14 protein-coding genes are annotated in these 18,960 nt (G+C 70.6%); 10 read left to right on the forward strand and 4 right to left on the reverse strand.

Going from position 1 to position 18,960, the window contains the following annotated elements:
* Window positions 1–38 precede the first annotated feature (38 nt).
* Entirely contained in the window at window positions 39–815 is a 777-nt protein-coding gene (locus tag ACFY9I_RS05765; RefSeq protein WP_390997136.1) for an MHYT domain-containing protein, read from the reverse strand.
* 142 nt (window positions 816–957) lie between these two features.
* On the opposite strand from ACFY9I_RS05765, the gene ACFY9I_RS05770 reads away from it, so the two are divergent.
* From ACFY9I_RS05770 to ACFY9I_RS05780, 3 genes are all read left to right on the forward strand, one after another.
* Entirely contained in the window at window positions 958–1,563 is a 606-nt protein-coding gene (locus ACFY9I_RS05770) for a methyltransferase domain-containing protein (RefSeq protein ID WP_390997138.1), read from the forward strand.
* 156 nt (window positions 1,564–1,719) lie between these two features.
* Window positions 1,720–2,016: a hypothetical protein gene (locus tag ACFY9I_RS05775; protein WP_390997141.1), complete on the forward strand. Its 297-nt coding sequence runs from the start codon at window positions 1,720–1,722 to the stop codon at window positions 2,014–2,016.
* Between the two features lie 137 nt (window positions 2,017–2,153).
* Window positions 2,154–3,017: a hypothetical protein gene (locus ACFY9I_RS05780; protein ID WP_390997143.1), complete on the forward strand. Its 864-nt coding sequence runs from the start codon at window positions 2,154–2,156 to the stop codon at window positions 3,015–3,017.
* Between the two features lie 43 nt (window positions 3,018–3,060).
* Here ACFY9I_RS05780 and ACFY9I_RS05785 read toward each other — a convergent pair whose 3' ends face one another.
* Complete coding sequence (locus tag ACFY9I_RS05785) at window positions 3,061–3,273, reverse strand: hypothetical protein (protein WP_390997146.1); 213 nt, start codon at window positions 3,271–3,273, stop codon at window positions 3,061–3,063.
* 220 nt (window positions 3,274–3,493) lie between these two features.
* Here ACFY9I_RS05785 and ACFY9I_RS05790 point away from each other — a divergent pair, with 220 nt between their 5' ends.
* Complete coding sequence (locus ACFY9I_RS05790; RefSeq protein ID WP_390997149.1) at window positions 3,494–6,364, forward strand: SNF2-related protein; 2,871 nt, start codon at window positions 3,494–3,496, stop codon at window positions 6,362–6,364.
* Window positions 6,361–7,701: an SWF or SNF family helicase gene (locus tag ACFY9I_RS05795; protein WP_390997151.1), complete on the forward strand. Its 1,341-nt coding sequence runs from the start codon at window positions 6,361–6,363 to the stop codon at window positions 7,699–7,701. The genes ACFY9I_RS05790 and ACFY9I_RS05795 overlap by 4 nt, the downstream gene beginning before the upstream one ends.
* Window positions 7,702–8,508: 807 nt before the next feature.
* Here the strand turns inward: ACFY9I_RS05795 and xylA are convergent.
* On the reverse strand, window positions 8,509–9,675 hold the full coding sequence (xylA, locus tag ACFY9I_RS05800; RefSeq protein WP_390997154.1) for a xylose isomerase: 1,167 nt from the start codon (window positions 9,673–9,675) through the stop codon (window positions 8,509–8,511).
* A 144-nt stretch (window positions 9,676–9,819) separates the two neighbouring features.
* Between xylA and xylB the strand changes: the two genes are divergently transcribed.
* The 5 genes from xylB (at window position 9,820) to ACFY9I_RS05825 (ending at window position 16,435) form a co-directional block, all read left to right on the forward strand.
* Window positions 9,820–11,265, forward strand: a complete 1,446-nt coding sequence (gene xylB / locus ACFY9I_RS05805; protein WP_390997156.1) for a xylulokinase — start codon at window positions 9,820–9,822, stop codon at window positions 11,263–11,265.
* A 112-nt stretch (window positions 11,266–11,377) separates the two neighbouring features.
* Window positions 11,378–12,586 carry an ROK family protein gene (locus ACFY9I_RS05810; RefSeq protein ID WP_390997159.1) on the forward strand — a complete coding sequence of 403 codons (1,209 nt, stop codon included), beginning with the start codon at window positions 11,378–11,380 and terminating at the stop codon, window positions 12,584–12,586.
* A 223-nt stretch (window positions 12,587–12,809) separates the two neighbouring features.
* A complete protein-coding gene (locus ACFY9I_RS05815) occupies window positions 12,810–13,409 on the forward strand; it encodes an N-acetylmuramoyl-L-alanine amidase (protein WP_390997161.1) in 600 nt (199 codons plus the stop codon).
* A 119-nt stretch (window positions 13,410–13,528) separates the two neighbouring features.
* Window positions 13,529–14,806, forward strand: a complete 1,278-nt coding sequence (locus ACFY9I_RS05820; RefSeq protein WP_390997164.1) for a GAF domain-containing protein — start codon at window positions 13,529–13,531, stop codon at window positions 14,804–14,806.
* 105 nt (window positions 14,807–14,911) lie between these two features.
* The gene (locus ACFY9I_RS05825) at window positions 14,912–16,435 is read left to right on the forward strand and encodes an aldehyde dehydrogenase family protein (RefSeq protein ID WP_390997166.1); all 1,524 of its coding nucleotides are present in this window, start codon (window positions 14,912–14,914) and stop codon (window positions 16,433–16,435) included.
* 427 nt (window positions 16,436–16,862) lie between these two features.
* On the opposite strand, the gene ACFY9I_RS05830 is transcribed toward ACFY9I_RS05825, so the two are convergent.
* Window positions 16,863–18,596 carry an MFS transporter gene (locus ACFY9I_RS05830; RefSeq protein WP_390997168.1) on the reverse strand — a complete coding sequence of 578 codons (1,734 nt, stop codon included), beginning with the start codon at window positions 18,594–18,596 and terminating at the stop codon, window positions 16,863–16,865.
* Window positions 18,597–18,960 lie beyond the last annotated feature (364 nt).

Below are 18,960 nucleotides of genomic sequence, written 5' to 3' on the forward strand. Positions count from 1 at the left end.
AGTGGTTCGGGTCGGGTCTCGACGTCCACCGGTCGCGGTCAGTGGGCGGCGGCGTTCTCGACCGGCCGCTGGGCCGACGCGGATGCCTCGCGCTCCCCGGCCGTCGGCGACAGCGCGACGAACGCCGAGGTGAGAAAGAGGTAGGACCCGAGGCCGACGGCGAGGGGGAAGATGAACTGCATCGCCGTGGCCCCGGGCAGGACGGCACCGGACGGAGTGACCTCCACGCGCACCGCCCACATCGCGGTGTAGTGCATGCTGCTCACCGCTCCGCCCATGACCAGGGAGGCGACGGTGACCGCGATGGGCGACCTGATGTTGAGTGCCGCCCACAGGGCGGCGGTCGCCGCGACCACGGCGATCGCCACGGAGAGCGCGACGAGCGCCGGGTCGTAGGTCACGTCACCGTGCAGGCGTACGGCCGCCATGCCCAGGTAGTGCATGCTCGCGACGCCGAGGCCGGTGGTGAGCCCGCCCAGGAGGAGCGCCCGGGTACGGTCCCGGCCGTAGCCGACCGCGAAGACTCCGGCGCAGACCACGATCATGGCGACGAGGAGGCTCAGGATCGTCAGTGGTACGTCGTAGCGGATCTCGGTGCCGCTGACGCCGAAGCCGAGCATCGCCACGAAGTGCATGGTCCAGATGCCGGTGCCGATCGCCGACGCCGCGGTGACGAGCCAGTTGCGCCGCGACCTTCCGGTGGCGCCGAGCGCGCGGACGGTACAGCGCAGTCCGAGGGCGGCGCCGATGCTGGCCATGACGTACGACAGCGCGGGGGTCAGCCAGCCGAAGGTGGCGTGGTCCAGGTGTCCCATGGCTCCGGGACGCTAGCGGGGGCACGGGAGCATCAAGGGGGCGCATTTCGAAAGGTGGTGGAATGTGGCGCATATACACGCTGGAACGATCGCCTCCAGTCCGAACATGCGCGCCACCCCTCCGCCGTACCGGTGAGGGATCATGCGGAGCATGAGCGACGACCACACACACGTCCAGGAGTTCTTCACGGCACGGGCCGCCGACTGGGACACCCGGTTCCCCGACGACGGGCCCGCCTACGCCGCAGCGGTCGCCGAGTTCGGCCTGCGCGAGGGCGACCGCGTGCTCGACGCGGGGTGCGGCACGGGGAGGGCACTGATGCCGTTGCGAGCCGCGGTGGGGGCGTCCGGGGTGGTGATCGGGGCGGATCTGACCCCCGCGATGCTGGAGGCCGCCGTGCGGGCCGGACGGGACCGCGACGGGCACTTGCTGCTCGCCGACGTGGCGGTGCTGCCGCTGCGTACGGAGTCGCTCGACGCGGTGTTCGCGGCGGGCCTCATCGCGCATCTCCCGGACCCGACCACGAATCTGCGGGAGTTGGCGAGGGTGGTCCGGCCGGGCGGCACACTGGCGCTCTTCCATCCGATCGGCCGGGCGGCGCTCGCGGCCCGGCAGGGGCGGCGGATCACACCGCAGGACCTGCGGGCGGAGGCGAACCTCGGTCCGCTGCTGGCCGCCGCCGGCTGGCACATGACGTCGTACGTCGACGAGGACGCCCGTTTCCTCGCACTCGCCACACGCGGCTGAGCCTTCGAGGGTCGAGGGGGGTCGCGCAGGGTCCGAACCTGCCCCACGCGGCGCTCCGCCACGCCACGCCCTCTTCTGCGGCCGCGGCTCCGTCTCTACGTTGAGTGGCTACAGGCGAACGAGCTGCGACACCGACTCGGGGGGTAGGTAATCCATATGTTCGACAGTCTTCGCAAGTCCTTCGGCAGATTCCGCGACTCGATGCGCGTGGAGACCACCGCGCGGGAGGCGAAGCGCACGCACAACCTCTTCGAGGCTGCGGCCGTCTACATCTCGGCGTGCGCCGAGGACGACCAGGACCAGATCGACGAGGCGGTGACCTGGGTGTCGCCTGAGGCCCTGTCGTTCGGGGTGAGCGAGCTGGCGTGCCGGGCGGTGATCGCGCTCGCACGGGAGCGCGACGAGTCGCCGCAGACGGTGGCCCGTTCACTTCTGGGACTGCCCGCCGCCTGAACCAGTGAGGGTCAGGGTCGATTCGCCCCTGTCCACCCGGATACCGGCAGCTCCGCACGGCGTTCCCGCTCGTGACAAGGGGCCGCCGGGCGCATTAGGGTGCGCCGACGGACGAGCGAGAGCGATGGGAGGCCGGCATGGCCGGGACGGACGACGACGCCGTCACCGCCGGGGACGACGACGCGCTGTATGTGCTGACGGCGGTACTGCTCACCCCCGCGAACTTCCCCAGTGTGCTGGGTGACGACTATCCGGAGGCCTGCGCCGCCCTCGGTCTCGCACCGCTCGCCGACGGGTACGGGATCGTCCTGGGCCAGGACGGCGAAGGCGCCCGGTGGACGGTCGCGGTCGACGACGTGTCGCTGGTCGCCGTGGCGATCGCGTCGTGGGACTGCGGGATGGAGTACGACCTGTCGCCGGACGAGGACTCGGTCGTGGCCGCGCTGCCGGGCTGGCCGCTCGCGGTCGCCGTGGCGGCCCCGGGGGTGCCCGCCCCGCACGACCCCGATCCGGAGGTCTCGGACCGGCCCCCGCTGAGTCCGCCGGACACCGCCATCTGGGGTCCCGCCCAGCGGCGTCTGGGCGCCGACGAGATCGCGCTGCAGTGGTCCATGTGGCGGGAGCAGATCGAGGAAACCGCGTTCGCAAGGCAGGCCGACGCGAGCGGGGCGTCGACCGGTGACGCGACGGAGTCCGCGAACGCGGCCGACGGCGGGAAGGAAGAGGGCACTCCTCGTACGGGCATCCGCCGGGTGCTCGCGGAGGCCCGCGCGTACGTGGATTCCCCTCCGCCTCTCGGGCGCGTCCGCTCCTCGTTCGCTCCGGGTGACGCCCGGACCCTCAGGGCCGACGGTCCCGGCTGGTCCTTGGTCGCCAGGACCGACGACATCGCCTTCGTCCTTCTCGACGAGGAGCCCGGCGAAGTGCTGCCGGTGGGCCGGGGCCCGGAACTGCCCGGCCTCCTGCAGTCCCTCGACAAGATCGCGGTACGGCCGAACTGAGCCTGCGCTCGCCACCGGCCCGCACACGCGGGCCGGTGGCACCTCAGCGGCCGAGCTCCTTGCGGCCGGCCCGACGCAGCCTGCGGCGCTGGGAGGGGTCCAGCGCCAGGTACGCGGCCGTGGGGATCCCCAGGACTATCAGGAGATTGGCCCAGAAGGGGAAGGGCAACAGGATCAGCAGGACGATCCCGATTGCCGCACCTCCCGCGACGATCTTCGTACTCTTCGACATCTCCGACGCCTCCTTCGCGGCCACTGCCGCTCTCTGTCCTGAAAACGGGATCGGGCTCCGCACAGTTCCGGACCACGACCCTGACGCGTCCCTGAGTCGAGCCCCCGTACAACCCTGAGATGCCCCCACCACCCATAGGGAAAAGTGATGCACATCACTTCATTACCCGCCTTTCAGAGGTTTGAAGTGAGGTAACCTCGGCGATTCTGCATGCAGTAGTCAAATTTGAGGAGTCAGCATCCCTGTGCCGACCAACCCCGTGGCCGTCCCCTCCGACGTCTTGGAACTCATCCGCTGCCATGCCGCCTTCGTGGCCGCGGATCCTGCCCGCACCGGTCGCGTCGCCTTCTGGCGGCAGGACGGTTCGGCGCCGCCCCACGTCGCGCAGGGTTCGGCCGAGGAACTGACGGTCGTCCTGCCCGGCGACGAGGGCGTCGAGCCGGTGGTCGTGCCCGCCGTGTCGCTCCCGCCACGTGCCGCCCTGGCGGTGCTCACGCGCGCGCGTGCCTCGACGGACCCCCACCGGTCTACGGCATTCTGGGGCGCGGCCGCCGTACTGGCACTGCAACTCGCCGCGCGAGGACTGCTGTTGCCCGGCGTGACCGCAAGCGGCCAGGACGCCTGGCGGGCCGGCCCGCTGCGGGGGGAGGACCTCGACCGGGTCCGCGAACTGGCAGCCGCGATGCCACCCGAGGCACACGCGGTGCCCCTGGCGCCCGTGGAGCACGGCATGCCGTTGCGGCTGCCGGACCCGGAGCGGCTGCTGCGCGACTTCGTGGACGCGGTCATGGACGCGTTGCCGCGCTCCCCCGCCGCGAGTGTCGCGGCGGGCGGGCCTGCCTTCGCCGCACGAGAACCCCAGCACGTACCCGAGCAGCGCGCCTGGGCCGCCGATGTCGCCGCAGGGCACGACGCGGGCGTCCGCCTCTCCCTACGCGTCGAGGTCCCGGGGCTGGCCTCGGTCGGGGGCGACGAGTCGGCCGGGGCGGAACTGCCGTTCCGTGCCGTCCTGCAGGTGCACGGCGTGAGCGACCCGGCCCTCGTCGCGGACGCCTCCACGGTGTGGGCCGGTGCAGGCGCCTTCGGTCCGCGCGCGCGGATGGACGCCCTGCTCGCCCTGCGCCGCGCGGCCCGCGCCTGGGCCCCGCTCACCCCGCTGCTCTCCGCCGCAGTGCCGGACGCCGTACACCTCGCCGACGAAGAGGTCACCGAGTTGCTCGGCGAGGAGGCGCGACTGCTGGCAGCGGCCGGCGTCGATGTCCACTGGCCGAGGAAACTGGCGCACGAGCTGACCGCCCGCGTGGTCATCGGCCCACCCGACGACGAGCAGGGACCTGACAAAGCGACTTCGGACACCCCGTCGTTCCTGTCCGCCGACGCCCTGCTCGCCTTCGACTGGTCGTTCGCGCTGGGCGACCAGCGGTTGACCCGGCAGGAGCTGGACCTGCTCGCGGAGACGAAGCGCCCCATGGTGCGGCTGCGCGACCAGTGGGTTCTGGTGGACCCGGAGGAGATCCGCCGCGCCCGTGCACAGCAGGACCGCAAGGTCTCGCCGGTCGAGGCGCTCGGTGCCGCTCTGACGGGCTCCACGGAGGTCGACGGGCGGATGATCGACGTACGGCCGACGGGATGGCTGGCGACCCTGCGGGAGCGGCTGTCGGCCCCTGAGGGGCAGGAGCCGGTCGAGCAGCCGTCCGGGCTCGCCGCGACCCTGCGGGACTACCAGATTCGAGGCCTCGGCTGGCTGGCCCGGATGACCTCCCTGGGGTTGGGCGGCTGCCTGGCCGATGACATGGGCCTCGGCAAGACGATCACTCTGATAGCCCTGCACCTGCACCGTCAGTCCGACGTCACGTCGGCCGGCCCCACCCTCGTGGTCTGTCCGGCCTCACTGATGGGCAACTGGCAGCGGGAGATCGAGAAGTTCGCTCCAGGTGTGCCGGTGCGCCGCTTCCACGGATCCCGGCGGAGCCTCGACGGACTCGGCGGCACGGAGTTCGTCCTGACGACCTACGGCACGATGCGGCTCGACGCGCCGCGTCTCGCCGAGGTGTCCTGGGGCATGGTCGTGGCGGACGAGGCGCAGCACGTGAAGAACCCGTACTCGGCCACGGCGAGGGAGCTGCGCACGATCGGGGCACGCGCGCGCGTGGCGCTCACCGGCACTCCGGTGGAGAACAACCTGTCCGAGCTGTGGGCGATCCTCGACTGGACCACTCCGGGCCTCCTCGGCAGGCTCGGCGCCTTCCGGACCCGGTACGCACAGGCCGTCGAGGGCAGCCGGGACCCCGCCGCTGCGGAGCGGCTCTGCCGTCTCGTACGGCCCTTCCTGCTGCGCCGACGCAAGTCGGACCCGGGCATCGCGCCGGAACTCCCGCCGAAGACAGAGACCGACCGCGCCGTGTCGCTCAGCAGGGAACAGGTAGGCCTGTACGAGGCGTTGGTCCGCGAGACCATGGCGGAGATCGCTGCCGCCGACGGCATGGAGCGGCGCGGACTGATCGTGAAACTGCTGACCGGGCTCAAGCAGATCTGCAACCACCCCGCCCAGTTCCTGAAGGAGGAACGGCCCCGGATCCCGGGCAGGTCGGGGAAGCTGGAGTTGCTGGACGAACTGCTCGACACCATCCTCTCCGAGGGGTCGAGCACCCTGGTGTTCACGCAGTACGTGCAGATGGCACGGCTCCTGGAACGACATCTCGCGGCGCGCGGTGTACCGACACTGTTCCTGCACGGCGGGACACCGATTCCCGAGCGCGAGTCGATGGTCGAACGCTTCCAGGAGGGCGAGGTTCCGGTCTTCCTGCTGTCGCTGAAGGCCGCCGGCACGGGTCTGAACCTGACCCGGGCCGAGCATGTCGTGCACTACGACCGCTGGTGGAACCCGGCGGTCGAGGCGCAGGCCACCGACCGGGCGTACCGCATCGGCCAGACGAGGCCGGTGCAGGTGCACCGGCTGATCACGGAGGGGACGATCGAGGACCGGATCGCGGACATGCTGCTGCGCAAACGGGAGTTGGCCGACGCGGTGCTCGGCGCCGGTGAGGCGGCGCTCACCGAACTGTCCGACGCCGAACTGGCGGATCTGGTGGAGCTTCGAGGGGGAGCGCGATGACGGAACACATCGGACACGAACACCACGGACACGAACGCGACGGGCACGAACGCGGCGGGTACGAACGCGGCGGGTACGACGAGGAGCGCACGTTCGCGGCGCCGGCACCCGTGCACGGACGCGGTTTCGCCCGGACGTGGTGGGGCCGGGCCTGGCTGAAGGCCCTGGAGGACGCGGCGTTGGACGGCGAGCAGGTGAAGGCGGGGCGCCGGCTCGCGCGGGCGGGTGCCGTGGGCGCGGTATCGGTGCGTCCCGGGCGCGTCACGGCCGTCGTCCAGGACCGCGACGGCACCGCTCACCGGGCCGACGTGCTGCTCCATGCCCTGTCCGAGGACCACTGGGACCGTTTTCTGGGTATGGCGGTCGAGCGGGCCGGGCACATCGCCGCCCTGCTCGACCGCGAGATGCCACCCCATCTGGTCGAGGACGCCGCCACCGCGGGAGTCGAACTGCTGCCGGGGCTCGGTGATCTGGAGGCGGAGTGCGACTGCGGTGCATGGGACCACTGCGGGCACACCGCAGCCCTCTGCTACCAGGTGGCCCGGTTGCTGGACCAGGATCCCTTCGTGCTGCTGCTGATGCGGGGCCGCGCCGAGCGAGCGCTCCTGGACGAACTCCAGGTGCGCGGCGTCACCCAGGTCGCCGTTGAGCGGGAGGCGTCGCCGGAAGGTCTTCGAGACGGGCTGGACGCCGCCGAGGCTTATGCGGCCGGGGACATCCTCCCGCCACTCCCCCGGCCACCCCGGCTGCCCACGGCCCCCGGTCTGCCGCCCTCCCTGGACACGGAGGTCCCACCCGCGCCCGGTGTGGACCCGGCCGCGCTGACCTTCCTGGCCGCGCAGGCCGCCCGAGAGGCGCACCGGATGCTGGCCGACGCTCTCGCTCCGGGACACGCGCATCAGCCCCTGGACGGTGAACTGACGCCTCATCAGGACGCGGTTCGACTGGCCGCCGGTGGTCCGGACAGGAACATCGGGGCACGGCTCGCCCTGGGGTCCGAACGGGACGAGGAAGGACTGGCGCTCGCCGTTCGTGCCTGGCGGTACGGCGGAGCGGCCGGTCTCGCCGTACTCGACGGGGAGTGGCAGGTACCGGCGGAGCCCCTCGCACGCGCGCGTGCCGCACTGGAGACGGCCTGGGACGAGGACGAGCGGCCTCGGCTGCGCTCCGCGCACAACCGGTGGACCGTGATCGGTGGCACGGCCCAACTCCGCCTCGGACGGGACGGCCGCTGGTGGCCCTACCGCAAGGAGCGGGGCCGCTGGGCCCCGGCAGGACCAGCGGCCCATGATCCGGCCACGGCGCTGGCTTCGGCCGACGGGGAGACCGACGCCTGAGGCTCGTCCCGGACGTGCGACGGTTGCCTACGCACGCGTGGGTCCACGCCTTTCCACACGCGCGCGTGACTCCTCATGCGGCCGGGTCCGGGAAGAGCGAGTCGAGGTCGCTGGGAAATCCGCTCGGCACACCACTGGGCAGCCGGCTGGGGAAACCCGAGGGCAGCGAGGGGAGGCCCGTCGGCAGCCCGGACTGCATGCTCGGCGACGGGGCCGGCGCGGGGCGCGTACTGCCAGTCGTCTCGCCGGCGGCTTCTCGCCCGACGATCGGCCGCCTCCGGTTGCCACGAGCACCGCGGCGGCGACGGCCCCCAGAGCGATGATCACGGCCAGCACGAGGAGCAGGCCGTTGCGGCGCCCACTGGGCGGAGATCCGCCCGGCCGATCGGGTGGCGAGCCCCCGCCCTGTCCCGCGGGCCGGGGACCACCGACCTGGGTAGGCGGCCCGAAGCCTGCGAGCGGTGGCGTGTGGCCCCCGGTCGGGTCACCCGACGGCGGGGGGTCGTCCGGTGGCTGGGACGGTGACGGCGGCATTCCCATCCGATGAGAGTCGCCGCGAACCGATCGACACACGAGACCCGCACGGGAGTTGATACGGACCCATGCCATGGATCGCATGATTCCGAAGTATTCCGCCACAGAAGGCGACCTGGGGAGACACGGGAGAAAGCCGAGACAACGACCGGCCGAAGACAACAACAGGCCGGATCAACGACCGGCCGAAGACAACGACCGGTCGATACGAGCGTGAGGCCCCCGCCGCCTCGGGTTCGCCGCGGCGGAAAGGGGCCTCCCACACGCGCGTGCTCAGCCGCGCGCGCCCAGCAGGTGGTCCATCGCCAGCTGGTCGAGCTGCTCGAAGGCCATACCGCGCGCGGCGGCAGCCTCGGGATCGAACTCCTCGAAGGCCGCACGGTCCGCGAGCAGTGCCTGCAGGCCGTCGGCGGCCGTGGGCTGGGCCAGCTGGTCCAGCCGTGCGGCGCGCAGGGCCTCCTGGACCGCAGGGTCCGCGCGGAAGGCGGTCGCCCGCTCCTTGAGGATGAGGTAGTTGCGCATGCAGCCCGCGGCCGACGCCCACACTCCGTCGAAGTCCTCGGTGCGCGGCGGCTTGAAGTCGAAGTGCTTCGGGCCCGCGTAACCGGCGCTCTCCAGCAGGTCGACCAGCCAGAACGCCGAGCGCAGGTCGCCCGCACCGAAGCGGAGGTCCTGGTCGTACTTGATGCCGGACTGGCCGTTGAGGTCGATGTGGAAGAGCTTGCCCGCCCAGAGGGCCTGCGCGATGCCGTGCGGGAAGTTCAGCCCGGCCATCTGCTCGTGGCCGACCTCGGGGTTGACGCCGTACAGCTCCGGGCGCTCAAGGCGCTCGATGAAGGCCAGGGCGTGGCCGACCGTGGGGAGCAGGATGTCGCCGCGCGGCTCGTTCGGCTTGGGCTCGATCGCGAACTTCAGGTCGTAGCCCTGGGAGGTCACGTACTCGCCGAGCAGGTCGAAGGCCTCCTTCATGCGGTCGAGCGCGACACGCACGTCCTTGGCGGCGCCGGACTCGGCGCCCTCACGGCCGCCCCAGGCGACGTAGATCTTTGCGCCCAGCTCGACGGCCAGGTCGATGTTGCGGATCGTCTTGCGCAGGGCGTACCGGCGGACGTCGCGGTCGTTGGCGGTGAATGCGCCGTCCTTGAAGACGGGGTGCTTGAAGAGGTTGGTGGTGGCCATCGGCACGGTCATGCCGGTCGAGTCGAGGGCTGCGCGGAAGCGCTTGATGTGCTCCTCGCGCTCACTGTCCGAGGACCCGAAGGGGATCAGGTCGTCGTCGTGGAAGGTGACGCCGTAGGCGCCGAGCTCCGCCAGACGCTGCACCGTCTCGACCGGGTCGAGGGCGCGCCGGGTGGCGTCGCCGAACGGGTCCCCTCCCTGCCAGCCGACGGTCCACAGGCCGAAGGTGAACCTGTCCTCGGGGGTGGGCTGGTAGTTCATGCCGCGGCTCCTTGCGCTCCGACTATTTCGTCATGGCGATTTACAAATTAGTATGCGGACGCGCCGACGGGAAGACAAGATGTCGCCCGACGGAGGCGTCAGCCGCGTCAGCGGCAGTCACCAGCCGCGTGAGAGGAAGAGCCGATGTCAGCAGCCGAGGGTCCGCTCGTCGTCGGTGTGGACTCGTCCACACAGTCCACCAAGGCCCTGGTCGTCGACGTGTCGACCGGACGGGTGGTGGCGAGCGGGCAGGCACCGCACACCGTCTCCTCCGGAGCGGGCCGGGAGAGCGATCCCCGGCAGTGGTGGGACGCGCTGTGCGAGGCGCTGCGCCAGTGCGGTGAACCGGCGCGCGAAGCCTCGGCCGTGTCGATCGGCGGCCAGCAGCACGGTCTCGTCACCCTCGACGCCCAGGGCGAACCGGTCCGCCCGGCACTGCTGTGGAACGACGTGCGCTCGGCACCGCAGGCCGCCCGTCTGGTGGAGGAACTGGGCGGTGCGAAGGCCTGGGCGGAGCGCGTCGGCAGCGTGCCGGGCCCGTCCTTCACCGTCACGAAATGGGCCTGGCTGGCGGAGAACGAGCCCGAGGCGGTCCACGCGACCGCAGCCGTACGACTGCCGCACGACTACCTCACCGAGCGTCTCACCGGCCAGGGCACGACCGACCGGGGCGACGCCTCGGGGACGGGCTGGTGGGCGTCCGCGAACGAGGCGTACGACGAGGAGGTCCTCGCCCACGTGGGCCTGGACCCGGCGCTGCTCCCCCGTGTGGTCCGGCCGGGCGAGGTCGCCGGGACCGTTCGGGACGCCCACGAGCTGCCGTTCTCCAAGGGCACCTTGGTCGCCGCCGGCACCGGCGACAACGCGGCGGCCGCGCTGGGGCTGGGACTGCGCCCCGGCACCCCGGTGCTGAGCCTCGGCACCTCCGGCACGGTGTACGCCGTCTCCGGGCGCCGCCCCGCCGACCCGACCGGCACCGTCGCGGGCTTCGCCGACGCGCACGGGGACTGGCTGCCGCTGGCCTGCACCTTGAACTGCACCCAGGCCGTCGACCGTGTCGCCGCGCTGCTGGGACTGGACCGTGAGGCCGTGGAGCCCGGCGCAAGGGTCACGCTCCTCCCCTACCTGGACGGCGAGCGCACGCCGGCCCTGCCGCACGCCTCGGGCCTGCTGCACGGGTTGCGCCACGACACGACCGGCGGGCAACTGCTCCAGGCCGCCTACGACGGTGCCGTCCACTCGCTGCTCGGCGCACTGGACCTGGTGCTCGACGCGGACGCGGACACCTCCTCACCGCTGCTGCTCATCGGCGGCGGCGCCCGGGGCAATGCCTGGCAGCAGACCGTACGACGGCTGTCCGGACGGGCCGTACAGATCCCCGAGGCCAAGGAACTGGTCGCACTGGGCGCCGCCGCCCAGGCCGCCGGACTGCTCACCGGCGAGGACCCGGCCGCGGTCGCCCGCCGCTGGGACACCACTCGCGGCCCGGTTCTGGAGGCCGTGGAGCGGGACGAGGAAACCCTGGCCAGGATCTCGGGGGTGCTCTCCGACGCGGCCCCGTTGCTGGAGCGGGGACCGGGCGTCCGCTGACCGGGCAAGGGGGTGTCCCACGTGGGAAAATCCGAGTCCGGCATGATCTACGGATCATCCACTTGATCTACGGGACACCCAGCAGGACACGCCGACGGGAGCCGAGGGAGGCATGAGCGCACCACTGCACGAGGCCGGCCCCAGCGGCTCGGGCCGTCGTCTGCCCGACAACCAGCAGGGCATGCGGCGCCGCAACCTCTCCCGGGTCATGCACACCGTCAACGCCGAGGGACCGCTGTCCCGGGCCGCCGTCGCCTCTCGCATCGGTCTGACCCGGGCCGCGGTGTCGACGCTCGTGGACGAGCTGATCCGTTCGGGGCTTTTGGAGGAACTGGGCCCCGAGCGGCCGGGCCGGGTCGGGAGGCCCGGATCGGCGCTCGCCCTCAGTGGACGCGGCCCCTCCGGAATCGGCGCGGAGATCGGTGTGGACCACCTCGCGGTCTGTGCCGTGGACCTGCGCGGCGAGGTACGGGCACGTGCCGTACGGCACGGCACCAACCGGGGCCGGTCGCCGAAGCCGGTCATGGACGAGCTGACCAGGCTCGTCCGGCGGGTCGTCGCCGACGCCGAGGGCGAGGGGCTGTGGCCCGCGGGTCTCGCGGTCGCCGTGCCCGGTCTGGTGTCGGGTGACGCCCGGACCGTGGTCCGCGCGCCCAACCTCGACTGGCAGGACACCGACCTCGGCGCCCTGCTGCCCGGCGATCTGCCGGTGACCGTGGACAACGAGGCCAACTTCGGCGGTCTCGCCGAACTCTGGCTCGGCGAGGGCACACCCTCCGACTTCCTGCATGTGTCCGCGGAGATCGGCATCGGTGGGGCGGTCGTCGTGGGCGGTCGGCTGCTCCGTGGAACGCGCGGTTTCGCGGGCGAGTTGGGGCATGTGCCCGTACGGCCGGAGGGGCCGGACTGCGCGTGCGGCGGGCGCGGCTGTCTGGAGCAGTACGCCGGGGAGGAGGCGGTGCTGCGGGCGGCCGGGCTCGAACCGGGCGAGCACCGTGTCGAGTTCCTCGCCGAGCGGGCCGCCGCCGGTGACAAGGACGTTCACCGGGCTCTGCGCGGTGCCGGCACCGCACTGGGCGTCGCGCTGACCGGCGCAGTCAACCTGCTGGATCCGCAGACCGTGGTGCTGGGCGGCGCCCTGGCCGCGCTCGCGCCCTGGCTGCTTCCTTCGCTGGAACGGGAGTTGGCGCGGCGCACGGCCGGACCCCCGTGCGCCGTGGCCGTGTCCCGACTGGGCTCCGAGGGACCGCTGCTCGGTGCCGCGCATTCGGTGGTGCGGGGCGTGCTGGACGATCCGGCGGGGGTAGGGGTTCGGCCCTAGTTCGGCCGGATGGGCCGCCCCGTTCACAGGACCTGGGCCGGCGTTTCCCTCTTACGGGTGACGAAGTTGTCCACAACTCGCTGGTTGTCCACCGTTTTCCACACGCTCGCACGTCCCGACCGTGGTCGCCTTACCGTGATTCACGCGAGGCGCAGCCAGTCGATCTGCGGATGCGTCTTCGAGCACGACGCCGAAGGCCCTCACTTCCAGAAAGGCGAACCCCATGGAGCGAGCCCGACCGTTGCCGAGCAGGCGACGGCTGTTGCAGGGCACCGCCCTGGCCACGATCCCCTACGCGTTGCTCCCGAACCCTCGTGCCGACGCCCGAAAACCGACCACCGACTACGCCCCCGCCCGCTGGGAGCCCGCCAGCCCCGCCAACTACACGGCGTCCGCCCACCCGGCCGGCCGCCCCGTCGATCTCGTGATCATCCATGTGACGCAGACGACGTACAAGAACACCCTGCCCGTCTTCTGGAACCCGGCGAAGCAGGTCTCCGCACACTATGTCCTCCGGTCCGCCGACGGGAGGGTCACCCAGTGCGTCCGGGAGCGGGACATCGCCTGGCACGCGGGCAACTGGGACTACAACGCACGGAGCATAGGCATCGAGCACGAGGGCTGGGTGGAACGGCCCGAGTACTTCACCGGTGCCATGTACGAGCGGTCCGCGGCACTCACCGCGGCGATCTGCGACCGGTACGGCCTACCGAAGGACCGCGCCCACATCATCGGCCACCACGAGGTGCCGGGCACCGACCACACCGATCCGGGGCCGCACTGGGACTGGACTCGCTACCTACGTCTGGTCAACGCGGTCTGAGACGGTCCCGGCGTCGCACGCGCCGAGGTGTCCGGCCGGGCAGCGGGGTCGTACGGCTTGTCGGGGCGGGCGACCGGCGTGACGATGGACCCTGCTGTGCATGCCTTCGGGAGGCCGAGTTGACCGATCCTTGGGTTGCTCTGGAGCCGGGTGCCGACCCCGTCGAACGAGTGCGGGTGTTGCGCCGCGCCCATGAGGCGTTCACCCAGGGCGGCGCGGTGGCACGGCCCGTGCGTTCCGTGGTGGCCGACTCGTGGCGGCGTTCGGCCAGGGCGGGTGTCGGGCCGGAGGGCACCGCACGCGTGGAGCTGACGGAAGGCGATCTGGGTTCCTATCGCGCGGAGCATCCGCTGGCCCGGGTGATGCCGTTGGTCCGCGAGTTGCTGGGCACGTTCGCGGCGGACGGCGAGCATCTGCTGGCCGTGTGCGACGCGCAGGGCAGGCTGCTGTGGGTGGAGGGCGATCCGGCGACGCGCCGGCGGGCGGACCGGATGAACTTCGTGCCGGGTGCGCGCTGGGCGGAGTCCGCGGTCGGCACGAATGCTCCGGGCACCGCCGTCGCCGTGGACCGGCCGGTGCAGGTGTTCGCGGCCGAGCACTTCATACGGCGGGTGCAGCCATGGACGTGTGCGGCGGCGCCGGTGCACGATCCGCGCACCGGGCGGGTGCTGGGCGCGATCGACATCACCGGCGGCGACAGACTCGCGCACCCGCACAGTCTCGGCTTCGTTCAGGCTGTGGCCCGGGCCGCCGAGTCCCAGCTCGCCCTGCTCACTCCGCCGGCCGCCTCGGCCGACGGACTCGAACTGGCCGCTCTGGGCCGTGACGAGGCCCGGCTCCTCGTCGGCGGACGGAAGATCAGGCTGAGTCGACGGCACAGCGAGATCCTGGTGCTCCTCGCCCGGCACCCGGAAGGTCTGTCCGGCGACGAACTGCTCTGTGCGCTGTACGAGGACGAGTCGGTGACACCGGTGACGCTGCGGGCCGAGCTGGCCCGGCTGCGCCGGCTGCTCGGACCGGGGTTGTTGGGGTCGCGTCCGTACCGGCTCATGGTTCCGGTCGAGACCGATGTGGCGGTGGTGGAAAGGAGGTTGGAGACGGGCGCGGTCACGGCGGCCGTGTCGTCGTACAGAGGTCCGCTGCTGCCTGCTTCACAGGCCCCGGCCGTCGTGCGGCTGCGGCACAGGCTCGCGGACGGGCTGCGGACGGCCCTGATGGCGCGCCGCGACCCCGACCTCCTGGCGGACTGGGCCCACGCCCCCTGGGGCGAGGACGACCTGGACATATGGCGGGCCCTCGCGGTCGTGAGACCGACTGCGGCGGTACGGGCACGGCTGCGCGAACTGGAGTCGGAACTGGCGGCGCCGCCGAGGTGGGCAGGCCTTCGGCGCCCTTGACCCGGTTCGAGAGAGGCACCGCAACGTCGTTGCAACATTCGGATTCCTAGCCTCCTCGCGAGAGCTGCCCAACGGCGGGCGGCGCTTCTCGGGAGGCAGGCATCCATGACTCGTTTCGCAGCGCCCGGTTCGGACGGCGCGGTCGTCTCCTACGAGGCGCGTTACGACCACTTCATCGGGGGTGAATATGTGCCGCCGGCGCGGGGGCAGTACTTCGAGAACCCGAGTCCGGTGAACGGGCTGCCGTTCACGGAGATCGCGCGAGGTACGAGCGAGGACGTGGAGCGCGCGCTGGACGCGGCGCACGCGGCGGCGCCCGGGTGGGGCCGTACGTCCGTGACCGAGCGCTCGGACATCCTGCGGAAGATCGCTGACCGGATGGAGGCGAACCTGGAGAAGCTGGCGGTCGCGGAGAGCTGGGAGAACGGCAAGCCGGTGCGCGAGACGCTGGCCGCCGACATCCCGTTGGCCATCGATCACTTCCGGTACTTCGCGGGGGCGATCCGCGCGCAGGAGGGTTCGCTGGCGGAGCTCGACGACGACACGGTGGCGTACCACTTCCATGAACCTCTGGGTGTGGTCGCCCAGATCATCCCGTGGAACTTCCCGATCCTCATGGCGACGTGGAAGCTGGCGCCCGCGCTGGCGGCGGGCAACGCGGTCGTGCTCAAGCCGGCCGAGCAGACCCCCGCGTCCATCCATGTCTGGCTGAGCCTGGTGGCGGATCTGCTGCCGCCGGGTGTGGTGAACATCGTCAACGGGTTCGGGGTGGAGGCGGGCAAGCCACTGGCGTCGAATCCTCGGGTGGCGAAAGTGGCGTTCACGGGTGAGACGACGACAGGGCGCCTGATCATGCAGTACGCCTCGGAGAACATCACGCCCGTGACCCTCGAACTCGGTGGGAAGTCCCCGAACATCTTCTTCGACGACGTGTGGTCGGCGAACGACGACTTCCGGGACAAGGCCCTCGAGGGCTTCACGATGTTCGCGCTCAACCAGGGCGAGGTGTGCACCTGTCCCTCGCGGGCTCTCGTACAGCGCGGGAACTACGCCGAGTTCATGGAAGCGGCCGTGGCCCGCACCGAGCAGATCAGGGCCGGGCACCCGCTGGACACCGACACGATGATCGGTGCCCAGGCCTCCAACGACCAGTTGGAGAAGATCCTCTCCTATCTGGACATCGGCCGGCAGGAGGGTGCGAAGGTCCTCACGGGTGGCGAACGCATCGAGTATGAGGGCGAGTTGAAGGGCGGCTACTACGTCCAGCCGACGATCTTCGAGGGAGACAACCGCATGCGGATCTTCCAGGAGGAGATCTTCGGACCGGTCGTCTCCGTCACCTCGTTCAACGACTTCGACGACGCCATCAAGATCGCGAACGACACGTTGTACGGTCTTGGCGCGGGCGTCTGGACACGGGACATCAACACCGCCTACCGAGCGGGCCGTTCCATCCAGGCGGGCCGAGTCTGGACGAACTGCTACCACGCCTACCCGGCCCACGCCGCGTTCGGCGGCTACAAGGGGTCCGGCATCGGCCGCGAGACCCACAAGATGATGCTGGACCACTACCAGCAGACGAAGAACCTGCTGGTGAGCTACTCGCCGAAGAAGCTGGGATTCTTCTAGATTGGCCGCAGAAAAGAGTGCGCCTGACCAGGGGAGATTCCCGTCAGGCGCCCTCCGCAGCACCCAACCAAGCGGCTAGTAGAAATGCGCCCTTACTTTCCATATCTCCCACCCGCATCCCAGCTCCGACCGGCAGTTCAGGGTACTTCCGGGCCAGGGCCCCGCCAAGGCGCCCTCCGGGTCATCCGTCGGGGCCTCCCAGCGCTGCATGGACTCCTCGATCAGCCGGTTGGCATGGTTCCGCGCTTCGGCCAGGAACTTGGCGTAGGAGCGGAGGAGAACCTGAATGTTCCGCCCTGCTTCGGCGTGCGCACTCTGCGGGGGCGACGCCGGAAGCCGACCTGAACGAGATGCCGGCATGGCACAAGTCGTAGGGGTGCTTGGCCGGTTCAAGGGCCGTGTTCGTCAAGAGCGAGAACAGCCGGCACTACACAGGCGGATAGCCGCTGATGTCTCTGTCCGCCAGGAGTTCCCTGATGTGCTCGTCGACCTGCTTGCAGTCGTATCCTCGCCCCACGACCTGGAACAGAGGTGGGCTCGCTGCCGAGTCGGTTTCGGACAGCGCTTCGAGATAGCGGTCCACCTGATCGCGGGCGTAGCCCTCCCCCACCACATCGAAGCCCCGGACTCCGGACGGTGACGGCGCTTCCCAGCCGCTCCTTCTGCATCCGTACAAGCGTGTCATCAAGGCCGGGGCCCAGCGCCTGTACACCCGGCTTTCAGCGGCAGCGAAGCGTCCGGTCATCAACTTCGCAGTCGGTGGTCGCCGGCTGTGCAACGTCCACAAGGCCACCGGCGCGCCGATCGCCACCAGCGCGGCAGCGGTGTAGAGCCCCGCTTGGTATCCCGCCAGAAATGCCTCGCCGGCGTGGGCTCCCGCGGAAGCCGCTGAGTGTTGCCGGTACGTGACGATCACACCGACCACGGCGACGCCGAGGACACCCGAGGCTTCGCGGGTGGCGCTGAACAAGCCCGCGGCGATACCTGACGCATGGTCAGGGGCGGCCTCCAGAGCCCGCGTCGTCAAGGGAACCGCCATGGCGGAGCCGATGCCGATACCGGTCAGCCCGGGCAACAGGTCGGTAAAGCCTCCCGCGGCGCTACCGCGGGCCACGAGCAACAGCCCCAGGGCCACAAGTAGCAACCCCACTGCCGACACCCGGCCCTCACCCCACCGCCGGACCATCTTCGGGACCAGTACAGCGGTCATGAGCAGGGCTGACGCCACTGGCGTGAACGTCAGGCCGGCGGACGTCGGGCTGAAGTCCAGCACATTCTGCAGGAATTGCGAAGTGAAGAAGAAGACGCCCGTGACTCCCAGGCCCCACAGCAACTGGGTAACGATTCCTCCCGCGAACGCCCGCCGACGAAGCAGATCGGCAAGCGGTGTTCGCCTGCTCGATGATTCCGTTATCACGACGGCAATCAAGCAGATGAGGGACACCATTCCAGGAACAACGATTCTGGCGGCCGTGAAACCGTAGCGAGGCCCCTCGATCAGGCAATAGGCGAGTCCGCCGAAGAAAAGACAGGCCAGCATCACTGTGCGGAGAGGAAGGGCGGAGTTCGGGGTCTGCCGCAGGACTGCGCCGTCAGGTTTGGCGGCGCGAGGAATCGCCGCGACCGTCAGGATCAGGGAGAGAACGCCGAGCGGCGCGTTGATCGCGAACAGCCAGTTCCATCCCAGGTGTTCTGTGGTAATTCCGGAGATCACGGGACCGCAGGCGAGTGCGGTGGCCAGTGCCCCGGTCAGCGCGCTGATGCCGGCATTACGCGCGCCGGAGGGCAGGTCGTGGGACAGCAACGCGAGCGAAGCCGGCATGATGAGAGCCGCTCCCACCCCCTGCAGCCCCCGCCAGACGATCAGGTCCGGGCCGGTGGTGGCCACGCTGCACAACAGTGACGAAGCCGTGAAGAGGGCGATGCCCGACACCTGCGTGGGGCGCCGCCCTCTGGAGTCCACACAGCGGCCCCCCAGCAGCAGGAAGCTGGAAAAAGTGAGCGGGTACACCGTCGCGACCCACTTCAGGCCGGACTCGCCGAGGACCAGCTCCTCTTGGATTTGCGGAAAAGCGACGTTGACAATGGTGTTGTCGAGAGCCGTCATGAAGGACGGCAGGATGATTGCCGCCAGAACGCTGAGTCCGCGTAGTCGGCTCATCAACCATGCCTCGGAAGTCGACCCCGATCGACGGGGGCGGGAGCAGCCCGAGCGGGCTCGAACAGGTGGAGCAGAAATTCATCGTACAGAGTGGACCAACGGACTCAAGTGGACACGCCACGCTTGTTCGGTCCGCCTGTCTGCCCTTCCCGGGCGCTCCTCCGTTCCACCCTGTGCACAGCATGGATGCGAATGAGGATATCCGTACAGCGGACCCCGCGTGTCGTCCTGTCAATATCAGGACTTCGTGTTTCGCTGACGCTGAAATAAGGGGCCTCTCAGGCATTGCCGGAACGAACGAAGCACGCCCGTACCCGTCCTTCCCTGTGCTGCACGGGGCGCGCCTGGGATGGTGAATCGGCCG

The organism is Streptomyces sp. NPDC012510, from assembly GCF_042955065.1.
GTDB lineage: Bacteria > Actinomycetota > Actinomycetes > Streptomycetales > Streptomycetaceae > Streptomyces.